Below are 14068 nucleotides of genomic sequence, written 5' to 3'. Positions count from 1 at the left end.
ACTTCTACCCATTCACATCAGTCTGATTGATTGTTGTTACAAGCTGTGTTTTCAATTCTTCACGTAATTCACCGATACGAAGCGATGCTCTTTCACGATATTCTCGTCCTTTGGCTTGTGCCGCATCAATATCTTTCAAAGAATTAACAATATCAGATGTCATTGACTCCAAGGTTGTAATATCAATCGCTGCACGCTCACTTTGTTCTGCACTACGCTTACTTGTTTGGTGCAAACTCTTTGTAACATCTTTTAATAATTGGTTTGTAGCATCTGTTACGTATTGATCTGCTTGTAAAGCTTTTTCTGTTTGGGTATTATAAAACGCAGCCATCATGTACATATTCCAAGCTGGAATCATAATCGTTTTGCTACGATTAATCTTTTGGATTAGACCTCGGTTAGTATTGGTCAATGTTTCCAACTGAATAGCCATCGCTTGTGATAGAGACATTTGCGCATCTAAGTCATGGATTTGTTTTTCAAACAGATTTAAGGAGTTTTTATATTCAGTAAGTTCATTAATACTTGTTTGGTCACCGCTTTTCGCCTTTTCCTCTAAAGCTGGCAACTCAGACTGATAAGCTTCTTGAATCTTTAATTTACCAGCATCCACATAGACAGATAATCTTTGGAAATTTTCTCTATTACCTTCTTTCATCTGTTCTAAGTCTTTATTGTTCTTAATTAAAGTCAGCTGGTTATTTTCAAGGGTTGCAACTACTCGATCAATATTTTCTTTAGCAGACTCATATCGAATTTGCAAAGTCTTGATATGATCCTTAGCTTTCTTAAAGATCCCAAAAATACCTTTTGGAGCATCCTCTTCAGAAACAGTTAACTGTGTAGCTAAGCTAGATAAAAGTCCTCCAATGTCACCAACATCTGAAGCCTTGACATGCGATAAAGTCTTGTTTGTCAGTGTCATCAAACTATTAGACTCTTGAGTTCCGTATGATAGAATAAGATCTTCATCACTTAGTACAATGGCATTTTTAACTTGTTCTACAGCCGCATTTTGTTCATCAGTTCTTTCAATAGGCTCAAAAGTTTCTTCTGTAACTTCAGAGATTAGTTTTTCTTCCTCCTTAAATTGTTTTTCAATTTCAGGGGTGATTAATGGTGAGCCAACTGTTGTATCACCAACTGTAAATCCTGCCATATGTATTAAACCAAACCTTCCTAGTTTATAACAAAATAAAACTTGCTTAAGATAAAAATTATTTTATTAGTAATTACTTCTTTAAGCTAAGCAATCACATATCTAACTACTTTATCTTCAGTTTTTTAATTTGATTTTTCCAAACTGCAATAACAGCACTAAATCGAGATAACTCTCTTGCTAGAATAGATGCTAATGAATTTCACATATAAAACAAACTATCCACTCAAGTACAATATAAATTGTATTGCAATGGCTCTTTAATCAAATCGTATTTTAATTTTAACACAATTAGGAACTTTGAGCAATATTAGTATCAAGCTATTCGTTGGCTTATTTGGAGGATGGTAAACTTAGATTTTAATTCTCAGATTTCAAACTCATGTTTGGATAATTTAGCAGAATTTTTGGAAGCTAAAATCGATTAACTGATATCTCTTAAAACAAGTAGCCGAAAGTTAATTTATTATGTCATTTCTTTTTAGCTAATAAACTAAAAATCCCCAGCTCTTTTTAAACTGGGGATACTTTTATATTTTTAATTCATACACTTCCTGCCAGCCGGCTGGTCCTAATATGCGCTGGGGCTGTTTGCTAAAGCCGGTCTCTCGGTAGAGATAGGAAGCTACTTGATTTCTCTCATTGACGCCTAGTATGATGCTTTTATACATAGGCAAATGCTCTCTTATGAAATCAGGCAAGAGCTTCAGGGTCTGACTACCGTATCCTCGCATCCGAAAGCCTTCATCCGTTGAAAAGCTACGAAGGAGCAGGCTATCTGGCTGACCGCCATAAGCAAACTTCTTTTCTCCAGCATCCAAGATCAGAAAGGTTACGATTTGATCTTCTTCAAGACCCAAGATGGCATAGCGATTTTCTAAATCAGCGACAGCCTGGCTAGGATAGCTGGTAAATCTCAAGTCGGTTAAATGGTAAGACAGCAATGCTTCTCTATCTGAACTTCGATAGAATCGGATTTTCACCTAAAAATCCATCCCATCCGGATTTGGTGCGCCACCGGCCAAACCGCTGATATTTTTAAGCACTTCCAAGTCCGCATCATCTAGCTTGATGTCAAAGCAATCTAGATTGCTGGCGATCCGGCTCGGAGTGACCGACTTAGGCAGGGGCAGAAAGCCTTCCTGCAAGCTCCAAGCTAGCGCGACTTGAGCAATGGTCTTGCCATACTTATCTGCCACAGCCTGTACGGCTGGATTTTGAAAGAGCTCACCTTGACCAAATGGTCCCCAAGCTTCCAGTAAAATCTCATGCTCACGACAGAAGTTCACCGCTTCTGTCTGATAGACACCTGGAGCCAGGCGGATTTGATTGACAGCAGGAGTCATGCGCGCTGTTGCAAGCAAGGCTTCTAAGTGATGAGGCAGGAAATTGCTGACGCCAATCGCTCGAATCTTACCAAGATTATAGAGGTCTTCCATGGCACGCCAGACTTCGGCATTGCGCTTTTTCCAAGCATCGTTTTCCCTCAGGGGTTTGGGATTAGGCCAGTGGATGAGGTAGAGGTCCAGATAGTCCAGTCCCAACCGCTCCATTGAGGCAGCAAAGGCCTCTTGAGCCTCTTTATAAGTATGGTTGTCGTTCCAAAGCTTAGTCGTGATGAAGAGCTCCTCCCGCGGAATGCCGCTGTCCTTGATTGCCTGTCCGACACTCTCTTCATTCTTATAGATAGCTGCCGTATCAATATGCCGATAGCCTGCCTTGAGAGCGGCTAATGTCGCTTGATAGGCTTCTTCGCCATCCTGAGCCTTCCAAGTACCGAAGCCCAGCACCGGAATGCCTACACCATTGTTCAAAAGATATTCTCTCATCTCATGTCTCCTTTACAAATTCCATCTACTGCCTCCAGCAAGGCAGCTGCTACAGTGATTACAAGAGCAGAACTGCTCACTTCTTTTCCTTTTTCTTCAGTATTGGCTTGGGTTTGAAGATATTTTCCTTAGTCGGCTCCATGCCTTTACTGAAAAAGCTATAGATAATGAAAGCAACTCCTGCAACAAGGATCAAGATTCGACCAAACATCAGTCCCGCCAGCAGTAAAACAAGTCCCATTATCAAAAATTTCGCATCAATTCGTTTCATAGCTTACTCCTGTTTACATTATAGTCTCATTATATCACGCCTAAGAAAGCAATTCAAATCTAGGCGAAGACTATCAAGTAGCTTGCCAATCAAAAAGAACAGGTTGCCCTGCTCTTTCTGAAAAATATAAGGAGACTAATTAAAATACCTGCGGTTCTCATACATGGAATCGTTCTTGACCATCAAGATAAGTAGCTACCAGCTCTAAATCTTTATCTAAAACGATAAAGTCAGCATCGTAGCCTTCCTTGATCTGTCCGCAGACATCATCAATATGGACTGATTTTGCTGGAATCAGGCTAGCCATCATAACCGCCTGATGAGGATTGGCAATGCCCCATTTGACAACATTTTTCAATCCGTCCTTGAGCTTGAGGATAGAGCCAGCTAGATTGCCCGTTGACTTGAGCCGAGCGGTTCCTTCCGCCACAACCACTGGAAATTCTCCCAGCATGTAGTCACCATCTTCAAGACCTCCTGCGGTCATACAGTCTGTTATGAGGGCAATATTTTCATGTCCCTTCTGCTTGAGCAATATGTCACAGGCCTTAGGGTCCACATGGTGGCCATCACAAATCAGCTCCGCATAGGTGTGGGGCAGCTCATACATGGCACCAACCATGCCTAGCTCCCGGTGGGTCAGGCCACGCATACCGTTATAGGCATGCACCCAGACACTGGCACCTGCTTCGACCGCAGTCTTGGCTTCATCATAGGTAGCGTTAGAGTGCCCCAGAGCAACAGTCACACCTTCATCAGTCAGCGTACGGACAAATTCCTCAACGCCATCGCGTTCTGGCGCGAGAGCAATCTTATTGAGCAAGCCATTTGCGGCCTTTTGCCAAGCACGAAACTCATCCATGCTAGGATCTTTCATATAGGCTGGATTTTGAGCACCCTTATACTTCTCGGTGAAGTAAGGCCCTTCAAAATAGAGACCGCGAATCTTGGCCCCGCTAGCTTCTTGATAGCGAGCACCGATATTTTCAGTTACTGCTAAGAGTCGCTCATAGGATGAGGTCAGGGTTGTTGGTAAAAAGCTGGTCACACCGGTAGTCAAGAGACCCTCGCTCATAGTATGAAGAGTTCCTTCGATGTTGTTGTCCATGACATCAACACCGCCGAAGCCGTGAATATGAGTATCCACCAGACCTGGTGCAATCGAGTAGCCACTGTAGTCTATGACTTCTGCATCCTGCGGAACAGACTGCACCAGCTTGCCAAACTTGCCGTCAATCAGCTCTAAATAACCGCCATGACGGATTCCCTGAGGATAGAAAAATTGATCTGCTTTGATATATGTAGGCATAAGACTGCCTCCCTTGTTCTTGAATGCTGTATTCTAGGCCATTCAAAGTGGAAGTCTGTGATAGAGCTAGCATCTTTCTATAGCTGCTTTCTAACCCCCGCTTTTGAATCTCTGAGTTTTCTTGACTATATTATAACTCTTTCTTTTTTATTTGTAAATGGTATATACCTATTTTTGCAAAAAATTGTTATATTAAGTTAAAAAACAAGAAAACCCAGCCATGATAGCTGAGTTTCTGCTTTATTTTTTCTCTAAATCACGCAGCATCTGGTCGATTTTATTGCCATACTCAATGGATTCGTCCTTGACAAAGATCAAATCTGGAATCTTGTACATCTTCAGATTGTGACCCAGCTCTCGTTTGATGGTACCAGTCGCTTTTTCCAGACCGGTTTGAGCTTTTTGATTATCAGAGGCCAGATTGCTCATAATCGTGTAGTAGACCTTGGCCATGGATAGGTCGCCCAGCATTTGGACATCGGTAATGGTCACTCCCTGCACCCTCGGGTCACGAACTTTCTTCTGCAAGATTTCATTGACTTCGCGCTTGATTTCCATGCCTACACGGTCTGTACGAAAATTATTTGCCATGAGATTTCCTTTCTAATTTTTCTCTTCTGCAATATAAGCTAGGCCTAGCCTAGCTTATATTTTAGTTTTAATGAATGAAATTTGATCTAAACTCTTTGTGAAAAAGATGTGGAACTAGAAGTATCAACTTCCACCAACAATGATTTTCACTGCGAGTTTTTAACGGACTTCTTATCTTATTTCTTAATTTCTTCCATGATGTAGGCTTCAATCGTGTCATCTACTTGGATGTCATTGTAGCCATCAATCATGAGTCCACCTTCGCGGCCGTTAGTAACTTCCTTAACATCATCCTTGAAGTGCTTGAGGCTGGCAAGCTCCCCATCGTAAATCACGACGCCGTCACGGATAACGCGAACCTTGGAATCACGGGTAACTTTACCGTTGATAACCATAAATCCACCGATAGTACCAACCTTGGAAACCTTGAAGGTCTCGCGGATAAGAGCTTCCCCAATGATCTTTTCTTCGTATTCTGGGTCCAGCATTCCCTTCATAGCATCTTCCATTTCTTCGATAACCTTGTAGATAATGCTGTGGAGACGGATTTCGACATCATCAGCTTCTGCCTGCTGGCGAGCTTGAGATGTAGGACGCACGTTAAATCCGATGATGAAGGCATTTGAAGCTTCTGCCAGTGTCACGTCAGATTCATTGATAGCACCAACTGCTGAGTGGACGATGGTAATCTTAACGCCTTCCACTTCAATCTTCTGCAGGGAAGCAGACAGGGCTTCTACAGAACCTTGTACATCAGCCTTGATGATAACATTGACAGACTTAACTTCACCAGCTTTGAGGGTATCAAAGAGATTTTCCAGACTGACGCGATGAGTAGCTTGGCGCTGTTTGAGAAGGGCACGTTTGGCACGTTCTTCACCTGCTGCACGCGCAGCTTTTTCATCTTCATAGACCGCAAAGTGGTCACCAGCCATCGGAGTTTCATTGAGACCAGTGATAGAAACCGGTGTAGATGGTCCTGCCACCTTAACACGACGGCCCAGGTCATTAGTCATAGCCCGAACCCGACCGAAAGTATTTCCAACAACGATTGGATCCTGCACATTCAGAGTTCCCTGCTGAACCAGAAGGGTTGCGACAGCACCTTTTCCTTTATCCAGACGGGCCTCGATAACTGTACCAATCGCTCGAACAGTCGGATCTGCCTTGAGTTCTTGGATTTCAGCCACCAAGAGGACTGTTTCCAGCAAGCTGTCGATATTTTGATTGAATTTCGCTGAGATTTCAACAAATTCAGAATCTCCGCCCCAAGCTGTTGACATGACACCATGCTCAGCCAATTCACCAATCACGCGCTCAGGATTCGCTCCTGGCTTATCGATCTTGTTGATAGCTACGATGATTGGGACATCAGCCGCCTTGGAGTGGTTGATAGCTTCAATCGTTTGCGGCATAACACCGTCATCAGCCGCTACGACCAGGATAGTGATATCCGTAACAGAGGCACCGCGGGCCCGCATAGAAGTAAAGGCCGCGTGTCCTGGCGTATCCAAGAAAGTAATCTTCTTGCCGCTTTCCTCAATCTGGTAAGCACCGATGTGCTGAGTGATACCACCTGCTTCGCCTGTAGCTACGCGAGAGTTACGCAAGGTATCCAAGAGGGTTGTTTTACCATGGTCAACGTGTCCCATGATGGTTACAACTGGTGGACGCTCTACCAAGGCATCTTGGTTGATATAACCTTCTTCTACGAAGAAGCGCTCAATGTCAGCTGTGTCAACTTCCACCTTCTTCTTAGCTTCGATACCGTAGTCCACCATGAGGAGCTCAATAGTATCGCCGTCAAGAGATTGGTTTTGCGTTGCCATCACGCCCATCATAAAGAGCTTCTTAACAATTTCAGCTGGCTCGCGCTTGATCCGTTTTGCAATTTCTGCAACGGTCATTCCGTCTGTATATTCAAATTCAGTTGGCAACTCATGGAACTTACGTTCTGTAACAGGTTTTGGTGCCTGATTATTGTTGCCCTTTCCTTTTTTATTTTTCTTGTTTTTATTCCAATTACTATTTCTTTGATTTCTCACTTGATTTTGACTGCTTCGATTCTTTTGTTGTTTTCTTGGACCTTCTTCTTCGCGATCAAAATCATCGCGCTTCTTATCTGGTCGAGCTTGCTTCTTACGACGCGTATCCACAGCAGCTGGCGCTGGGTTTGGATTCGCTGCCGGAGCAGATGGAGCTGGTGCAGGCTGAACTGGTGCACTTGCTTCTGCCTTAGGCTGCTCCTTGCGGCGGTTTTGCCGTTCCATAACTTCTTTTGCTTCCTGAGCTTGCTTAAAGCGTTCCTCGCTGGAGCGAGCGTATTCAGCATTCTGCTCTGCTTTCAAAGCTGCTGCCCGAGCCTTAAAGTCAATCTTCGGTCCTTGAGGCTGTTGGCGGTTTTGACCGTTAAATCCTTGATGATTCTGAACATTGCGGCGGCCATCTTGACCACGATTATCGCGACGGTCATTTGGACGATTGCCCCTATCTCGGTCATTGCGGTTTCCACGATTCTTATTTCGATTATCGCGGTCCTCACGCTTGCCTTGCTCTTTGTTTTGTGGTTTGCGGTTGCCTTGCTGCTTCCGACGCTCTGCCTCTTCCTTGGCTCTCGCTTCACGTTCTGCCTTAAAGTTCCGGCTTTGCGGGCGCTTGACAGGCGCAGCTGTTTCTACTTTCGCTTCTGGCTTAGCAGTTACTTTTGCCTCTGTCTGTTCTGCCTTGACTGGCGCTGCCTCTTTGGCAGGAGTTTTTTGCGGTGACGGCTGAGCTGCTACAGGCTTTTCTGCAGTGGCTTGAGGTGTGGCTGCTTTTGTAAAGCTGGATTTGATTCGCTCACCAGCGTCAGCTTCTACGCTGGATGAATGACTTTTGACATCCAGTCCCAGCTCCTTCGCACGAGCCACTACCTCCTTGCTTTCTTTTCCCAGTTCTTTGGCGATTTCATACAATCTTACTTTAGACAAATCTTGTCCTCCTCTTCTATTACATAAGAGACCTCATTTTCTTTGTAAAACCAGCATCTGTCACGGCGAGCACTTTTCTGGCCTTGCCAATGGCAGAGCTTAATTCCAGTGTTGAAAACACGGTTGATACTTCTACTTGGTAGTAACGACTTTTATCAGTGATTTTCTTGCTGAGATTAGGAGCTGCATCCTGGGCCAAAAAGACCAGATGTGCTTTTCCCTCCTGGATGGCCTTGACGGTTAGCTCCTCACCAGAAATGATGCGGCCAGCCCGCTGAGCCAGTCCCAGCAAATTTGCAAGTTTCTCTTTATTCAAGACCTAACTCTCTTCTTTTGACCTTATGATCGACATAAGCGATTAACTCATCATAGAAAGCCTCATCCACTTCCATACTAAAGCTGCGGTTAAAGACCCGCTTCTTCTTAGCTTGAAGGGCTTCTTGATTGTCCAGCTTGATATAGGCTCCACGGCCGTTGGCCTTGCCTGTCGGATCGATAAAGACTTGACCTTCCTTGTTCTTGACAATCCGCAGCAAATCACGCTTGTCAATCACTTCGTTGGACACCACTGATTTTCTTAAAGGGATTTTTCTTGTTTTTGCCATTCCAGCCCCCTTAATCTAGTTCTTCAGCTTCGCTTTCTATACCAGCTGTTTCTAGTACAGTTTCCTCTGCAGCTGCGTCAAAGTCTGTTGCTTCTGCTGCTGAAACTTCTGTCTCTAGGACATCTGCATCCGCAAGAATTTCTTCAGCTTCCTGAGCAAATCCGCCCAGTTCATTGGCTGCTTCCATTTCTTCAAACTCTGTGGCAGACTTGATATCGATTCTAAAGCCTGTCAAATGAGCTGCCAAGCGTACGTTCTGTCCGCGACGGCCGATAGCCAGAGAAAGCTTGTTGTCCGGTACTACAACCAAAGCCCGCTTGTTATCTTCTTGGTTAAAGATAACTTGGTCAACCTCTGCAGGAGCAATAGCGTTGTAGATAAATTCAGCTGGATCTGCTACCCACTCGATGACGTCGATATTTTCTTCAGTCGGCACCATACGGCCACTCTTCGGATCGTATTTGGCAGGATGGAACTTGCTCGTAATTTTCTTGATATTAGCTCCACCGCGTCCGACGATTGTTCCGATGGCATCCACATTAGGGTTGTGGCTGCGAACGGCTACCTTGGTCCGATCGCCAGCTTCCCGCGATACGCTCATGATTTCCACAGTTCCGTCATAGACTTCTGGGATTTCTTGCTCCATCAAGCGCTTGATCATTTCTGGATGGCTGCGACTGACAAAGACATTGACACCGCGAGGGTTATCTTCTACCTTGTAGACAAAGACTTCGATGCGGTCATGAGAGGCAAAGACCTCACCAGGAATCTGGTCTTGCTTCGATAGTTGCGCTTCGATGCTACCAAGATTGACATAGATAAAGCGATTGTCAAAGCGCTCCACAGTTCCTGACATGATTTCATTTTCATGCTCTTTATAGGTATTGTAGGTGATTGCTCGGGTCTGCTTGCGCATCTTTTCCATGATGGTTTGCTTGGCTGACTGAGCAGCGACACGGCCAAATTCAGCTGGCGCTTCTTCAAACTTGATCTTGTCTCCCAACTCATAGGCTGAACTGATAGCCAAGGCATCTTTGAGACTGATTTCCAAACGGCTGTCAAAGACCTCGTCCACGACTTCGCGAACAGTATAGACACGGAAATCTCCTGACTTTTCGTCAAACTCAATGGCTGCGCTGTCTGCCTGACCATAGCGACGACGATAGGCTGAGCGGAGTGACTCGGTCACCGCGTCAATGATGTCTTCTTTCTTGATTCCTTTATCTTCTTCCAAAATGCGGAAGGCCTCTAGCATTTCTTTACTCATTTTCATGTAACTTTTGCCGAAACAAAAGTGTTCCTTTCTTTTCTATATTGCTTCTGCGGCTAAAACTTAACGGCTAATCTGGCTTTGGAAACCAGACTGTAGGGAATTTCGACTTCTTTTCTGCGAGTCTTGTCCAGATATTCCATGTGCAGAACATCCTCTTCAAAGCTCAGCAAGGTGCCTTCAAAGACTTTCTGCTTGTCAACAGCCTTATAGAGACTGACATGGATATAACTGCCGACTGCATCGGCCAGCTGTTCCTTGGTCTTGAGCGGGCGCTCCAAGCCAGGACTGGTCACTTCCAGAAAATACTGTTCCGGGAAGGGATCTGGTTTAATTTGATCCAAGAGCGGACTGATAATATCCGTCAAATCCGCTGTATCATTGACCGTAATGCCCTCAGGCTTATCTACAAAAACACTGAGAACGTAGTCCCCGCCCATCTTTCCGTACTCAATATCGACTAATTCATAGGGGGCCAAAATGGCTGGTTCAATAACCTCCCTCACCAATTCAACAATCGTTGCGATATGACGACACCTCCTCACAGATAAGAGGCGAAGATACTTCCTCGCCTCTCTTTCCTTATTCATTACTAGTATTATAGCACGACAAGTCCCAGAATGCAAGGGAAATGTGCCGTACAAGCTTTTAAAGACAGAATGCCACTTAAAACGCTCTTATTTTTAAGCAACATTCTTTCCCAATAATAAAGTCTTCAAGGAGTATTTCCTCAAAGACTCTTTCTTATTCAAATGCTGCTTCCACCCGGTAGATGACTTGTCCCTTGTTAGCAAATTTCTGCTCATACTCAGTCAGGACATTGTCCTCAAAGTCGCTGGCATGCAAATCTAACCACACACCCTTTAACTTCATACCATACTGTGAAAAGCTAACTAAGCTATATTCAAAAAGACCTCGGTTGTCCGTTTTGAAGTGGATTTCTCCATTTTTCGGCAAAATCTGCTGATAGGTCGCCAGAAAGGACTGATAGGTCAGACGGCGTTTTTCATGGCGTTTCTTAGGCCAAGGATCTGAAAAGTTCAGATAGAGGCGGTCAATCTCGCCCTCTTCAAAATAATCAGTCAGATCCGAACCGTCCACCCATAGCAACTTGATATTGGGCACACCTGTTGCTAGCACCTTGTCCAAGGCATAGCTGAGGACCGATTTTTGAATATCAATCCCGATGTAGTTAATTTCAGGATTGGCCTTGGCCATACCAGACACAAAGGCTCCTTTGCCACTGCCGACCTCTACATGAATGGGATGGTCGTTGCCAAAAATCTCCTGCCATCTACCCTTGGCATCTGCTGGATTCAAAATCACATACTGGGGATGCGCCTCTAGCAGTTCCGTCGCTCCCTTACGATTCCTTACTCTCATTGTCCTCTTCCGTATTTGGAACGGAAGTTTCGTAATGCGTAAATCTCCCGGTTCACATTTTCTAAATCATTGTTTTCATAATATTTGGCAATCTGCATCAGATAAGAATACTGACCAAACCAGTATAGCTTATTGAAAACAGTCTGATTATACTTATAACCATAGGCGCTCAGCCACTCTTGCCAACCTGAATCAGGCACATAATGGCTCAAAATATGAGCTACATCCATCATCCTATCTGTCAAACGCACAGAATCCCAATCTACCAAGTAAATAAGCCCGCTGTCGGTCTCTACCCAGTTGCTGTGGCGCACATCTCCGTGAACGATGGTTGCATAATCCTCACGAAAGGCCGGCACTGTCTGGCGCAGGTCGCGAATAACTGATTGCAGATATTGATTATTCCTCAAAGCAAGCGGCACTTGATTGAGCCATGCATTCAGCAAATCAGTTGGCGTTTCCAAAGTATAGCCCAGCTTGGTCAGCTGCGTCATCAATGGGCGCGAGCGATGCAGCCGAGTCAAAATATTGATTACCTGCTTTTTGGACATATCATTTGGGGTCAGAATAGTGCCTGAAAGCCACTCCTGCCCGCTCATTACGTTGCCGTCCGGCATCCGACGGCTCCACAAAAGCTGCGGTGCGATTTGTTCTCGAGCTAAGCCTGCTAAGATAGGGGTTGTATTCATCTTGACGAAAACGCGCCCCCCGTCCGGATAAGTCCCCATATAGGCCTTTCCGCTCTTACCAGCTATCGGTGTCAGGGTCAGCTCGTTATCAACCAAGTCCATATTTCCCCTCCGTAAAAAGTTTCTTTATCATTTTACTAATTTTACCTCTTTTAGTCAACCAATCTCCGTAACTTAAACGGCAGATAGAACAGATAGAGTAGGGCAGTTGCTCCCAGCATAGCCAGCACTGCTGTCTTGTCTTGGAGAAATAGCAGTGCAGTCAGCACTTCAGCCAAGAGAACGCTGCTGCCAATAGATGTGATAATTTGTCTTGCTCCCTTCAGCTTTTCCCCTCTTTCTATCGGAAAAAGCTGGGTCAAAAACTGATAATCAAAAGCTTCGTACAAGGCTGTCAATTGGAAGAGCAAGAGGTAATTGAACAAGACCGCAAAAGCTGCAGCAATCCAAGCTTGACTGACAAAAATCAAGGCCAAAAGAGCCAAAAAGAGCAGTCTCAAGGTCAGAGCAAAGAAGTCTCCATTTCGCAAGTAAGAGCGCAAAAAGAGATTCTGCCAGGTCTTACTATGCTGCTTGCCCACAAGTCTCGTCAAACCATCCAGATAGGCCCGGCGCTTGACACTGTTTGAAATGCCTTTAACATTTGTAAAGAGAGCAAAGAAACGGAGAATCGTCTGCTTTCGGGCTGCTTCATAAGCCACCAAAGCCTGCCAATCTAGGCCATTTTCAGTAAAGAACTTCTTAGCCTTAGCCTGAAACAAAAACCATTTCAAAACTAGCATAAAGATGCAGTAGAGCCCGAAGCCCCAAACAGGCAATCCCAGAGCCAGAAAAAGCGGAGCCAGTAACAGTAAGATTCCAGTCTGTAAGACTGCGTACAAGAGATAGGAACGCAGAATCTGAGCCTTGATAAAAGCCCTGACTTCTGCTTCTCTGACCAAGAGAAAAAGAGCATCCGGCTTTTCCAGATAGGTCGCAATCCGTCCAAAAGGCAAGATAAAGACCGATAGAATAACCAGACTGACAATAATGGGTAGGTGATTGGTCGGAAAATGTCGCAAAAGCTGACTGTACTGAACACCTAAAAATCCCATAAAAATCAGCAGAAAGAGCACGAAATGATCATTAAAAACGTAGCGTAGGTACTTCAGACACTGCTGACGAAAATCCTGCTTTCGTTTGGCAAATAATTCTTTCATAGCGCTGCCTCTTCTGTCAGGGCTAGATAGATGTCATTTAGACTAGTATCCGGCATTTGAAATTGAGCACGCAACTCAGCCAAGCTGCCCTTGGCCCTTACTTGCCCCTTGTGCAGAATTACAAAACTATCGCACATCTTCTCGGCAGAGTCCAGAACATGGGTGCTCATCAGTATCGACTTGCCCTTCTTCTTTTCCTCATCTAAGAGTTGGATAAGGTCTGCAATAGCTACCGGATCCAAACCCAGAAAAGGCTCATCTACGATAAAAAGGCTGGGATCAACTACAAAAGCACAGATAATCATCACTTTTTGCTTCATTCCTTTTGAAAAGTGAACAGGGAACCAATCCAGTTTTTCCTTGAGTCGGAACATTTCCAATAGCTTATCCACGCGCTTAAAAGCTCTTTCCTGCTCAATGTCGTATGCCATAGCTACCGTCTCAATGTGCTCGCGCAGGGTTAATTCTTCATAGAGACTAGGCGTTTCCGGAATGAAACCGATTTTCTTGCGGTAATCGCTGGGATTGGTCCGCAGCTCCAGTCCATCAATTTGAATTTGCCCCTTATATGGGGTCAAAAGACCGATAATCTCATTGATAGTCGTGGACTTACCCGCACCGTTGAGACCAATCAGACCAACCAGCTGGCCATTGCCCACTTCAAAGCTGACATCCTTTAAAACCGGGATATTAACATAGCCGCCCGTAAGCTCTTTGATTTCTAACATATTTTCTCCGAATTCTGGTATAATGGTTCTTATATTATAACAAAATCTAGCGAATAGAGGTAC

Annotated in this window: 15 protein-coding genes; all 15 read right to left on the bottom strand. The window is 44.6% G+C overall.

Features of this window, described 5'->3' with window-relative positions; genetic code table 11:
• Nucleotides 1-4: 4 nt before the first annotated feature.
• The 15 genes from MFP28_RS02465 to MFP28_RS02395 all read right to left on the bottom strand — a co-directional run bounded on the left by MFP28_RS02465 (nucleotide 5) and on the right by MFP28_RS02395 (nucleotide 14005).
• The gene (locus MFP28_RS02465) at nucleotides 5-1162 is read right to left on the bottom strand and encodes a toxic anion resistance protein (protein ID WP_002908133.1); all 1158 of its coding nucleotides are present in this window, start codon (nucleotides 1160-1162) and stop codon (nucleotides 5-7) included.
• A gap of 530 nt (nucleotides 1163-1692) precedes the next feature.
• Nucleotides 1693-2145: a GNAT family N-acetyltransferase gene (locus MFP28_RS02460; RefSeq protein WP_002908131.1), complete on the bottom strand. Its 453-nt coding sequence runs from the start codon at nucleotides 2143-2145 to the stop codon at nucleotides 1693-1695.
• The gene (locus MFP28_RS02455; RefSeq protein ID WP_002908129.1) at nucleotides 2146-2991 is read right to left on the bottom strand and encodes an aldo/keto reductase; all 846 of its coding nucleotides are present in this window, start codon (nucleotides 2989-2991) and stop codon (nucleotides 2146-2148) included.
• Nucleotides 2992-3067: 76 nt separating this feature from the next.
• On the bottom strand, nucleotides 3068-3262 hold the full coding sequence (locus MFP28_RS02450) for a hypothetical protein (RefSeq protein ID WP_002896920.1): 195 nt from the start codon (nucleotides 3260-3262) through the stop codon (nucleotides 3068-3070).
• 157 nt (nucleotides 3263-3419) lie between these two features.
• Nucleotides 3420-4571: an N-acetylglucosamine-6-phosphate deacetylase gene (gene nagA / locus MFP28_RS02445; protein ID WP_002908126.1), complete on the bottom strand. Its 1152-nt coding sequence runs from the start codon at nucleotides 4569-4571 to the stop codon at nucleotides 3420-3422.
• Between the two features lie 240 nt (nucleotides 4572-4811).
• Nucleotides 4812-5162 (bottom strand): 30S ribosome-binding factor RbfA, encoded by a 351-nt coding sequence (rbfA, locus tag MFP28_RS02440; RefSeq protein ID WP_002908125.1) that lies wholly within the window; start codon nucleotides 5160-5162, stop codon nucleotides 4812-4814.
• Nucleotides 5163-5338: 176 nt separating this feature from the next.
• On the bottom strand, nucleotides 5339-8131 hold the full coding sequence (gene infB, locus MFP28_RS02435; RefSeq protein WP_002908124.1) for a translation initiation factor IF-2: 2793 nt from the start codon (nucleotides 8129-8131) through the stop codon (nucleotides 5339-5341).
• A gap of 19 nt (nucleotides 8132-8150) precedes the next feature.
• Nucleotides 8151-8447: a YlxQ-related RNA-binding protein gene (locus MFP28_RS02430; protein WP_002893557.1), complete on the bottom strand. Its 297-nt coding sequence runs from the start codon at nucleotides 8445-8447 to the stop codon at nucleotides 8151-8153.
• Nucleotides 8440-8736 carry an RNase P modulator RnpM gene (gene rnpM, locus MFP28_RS02425; protein WP_002893558.1) on the bottom strand — a complete coding sequence of 99 codons (297 nt, stop codon included), beginning with the start codon at nucleotides 8734-8736 and terminating at the stop codon, nucleotides 8440-8442. Before rnpM ends, MFP28_RS02430 begins: the two co-directional genes overlap by 8 nt.
• A gap of 10 nt (nucleotides 8737-8746) precedes the next feature.
• A complete protein-coding gene (nusA, locus tag MFP28_RS02420) occupies nucleotides 8747-10003 on the bottom strand; it encodes a transcription termination factor NusA (RefSeq protein WP_223321919.1) in 1257 nt (418 codons plus the stop codon).
• Between the two features lie 59 nt (nucleotides 10004-10062).
• Nucleotides 10063-10551, bottom strand: a complete 489-nt coding sequence (rimP, locus tag MFP28_RS02415) for a ribosome maturation factor RimP (RefSeq protein WP_032908080.1) — start codon at nucleotides 10549-10551, stop codon at nucleotides 10063-10065.
• 199 nt (nucleotides 10552-10750) lie between these two features.
• Nucleotides 10751-11389, bottom strand: coding sequence for a tRNA (guanosine(46)-N7)-methyltransferase TrmB (gene trmB / locus MFP28_RS02410; protein WP_002908121.1), 639 nt, complete (start codon nucleotides 11387-11389; stop codon nucleotides 10751-10753).
• Nucleotides 11386-12180 (bottom strand): cell cycle regulator CcrZ, encoded by a 795-nt coding sequence (gene ccrZ / locus MFP28_RS02405; RefSeq protein WP_002893562.1) that lies wholly within the window; start codon nucleotides 12178-12180, stop codon nucleotides 11386-11388. The genes trmB and ccrZ overlap by 4 nt, the downstream gene beginning before the upstream one ends.
• A gap of 50 nt (nucleotides 12181-12230) precedes the next feature.
• Nucleotides 12231-13277, bottom strand: coding sequence for an ABC transporter permease (locus MFP28_RS02400; protein ID WP_002908120.1), 1047 nt, complete (start codon nucleotides 13275-13277; stop codon nucleotides 12231-12233).
• A complete protein-coding gene (locus MFP28_RS02395) occupies nucleotides 13274-14005 on the bottom strand; it encodes an ABC transporter ATP-binding protein (RefSeq protein ID WP_032916210.1) in 732 nt (243 codons plus the stop codon). The genes MFP28_RS02400 and MFP28_RS02395 overlap by 4 nt, the downstream gene beginning before the upstream one ends.
• Between the last annotated feature and the right edge of the window lie 63 nt (nucleotides 14006-14068).

The organism is Streptococcus sanguinis, assembly GCF_050234405.1.
Taxonomy (GTDB): domain Bacteria; phylum Bacillota; class Bacilli; order Lactobacillales; family Streptococcaceae; genus Streptococcus; species Streptococcus sanguinis_W.
This window is presented reverse-complemented; position numbering and strand designations above follow the sequence as displayed.

Excerpts from the sequence above, each read along its gene's own strand:
- MFP28_RS02465 (WP_002908133.1), bottom strand. The coding sequence starts at position 1,162 with ATGGCAGGATTTACAGTTGGTGATACAACAGTTGGCTCACCATTAATC.
- MFP28_RS02455 (WP_002908129.1), bottom strand. The coding sequence starts at position 2,991 with ATGAGAGAATATCTTTTGAACAATGGTGTAGGCATTCCGGTGCTGGGC.
- MFP28_RS02450 (WP_002896920.1), bottom strand. The coding sequence starts at position 3,262 with ATGAAACGAATTGATGCGAAATTTTTGATAATGGGACTTGTTTTACTG.
- nagA (WP_002908126.1), bottom strand. The coding sequence starts at position 4,571 with ATGCCTACATATATCAAAGCAGATCAATTTTTCTATCCTCAGGGAATC.
- rbfA (WP_002908125.1), bottom strand. The coding sequence starts at position 5,162 with ATGGCAAATAATTTTCGTACAGACCGTGTAGGCATGGAAATCAAGCGC.
- rnpM (WP_002893558.1), bottom strand. The coding sequence starts at position 8,736 with ATGGCAAAAACAAGAAAAATCCCTTTAAGAAAATCAGTGGTGTCCAAC.
- nusA (WP_223321919.1), bottom strand. The coding sequence starts at position 10,003 with ATGAGTAAAGAAATGCTAGAGGCCTTCCGCATTTTGGAAGAAGATAAA.
- trmB (WP_002908121.1), bottom strand. The coding sequence starts at position 11,389 with ATGAGAGTAAGGAATCGTAAGGGAGCGACGGAACTGCTAGAGGCGCAT.
- ccrZ (WP_002893562.1), bottom strand. The coding sequence starts at position 12,180 with ATGGACTTGGTTGATAACGAGCTGACCCTGACACCGATAGCTGGTAAG.
- MFP28_RS02400 (WP_002908120.1), bottom strand. The coding sequence starts at position 13,277 with ATGAAAGAATTATTTGCCAAACGAAAGCAGGATTTTCGTCAGCAGTGT.
- MFP28_RS02395 (WP_032916210.1), bottom strand. The coding sequence starts at position 14,005 with ATGTTAGAAATCAAAGAGCTTACGGGCGGCTATGTTAATATCCCGGTT.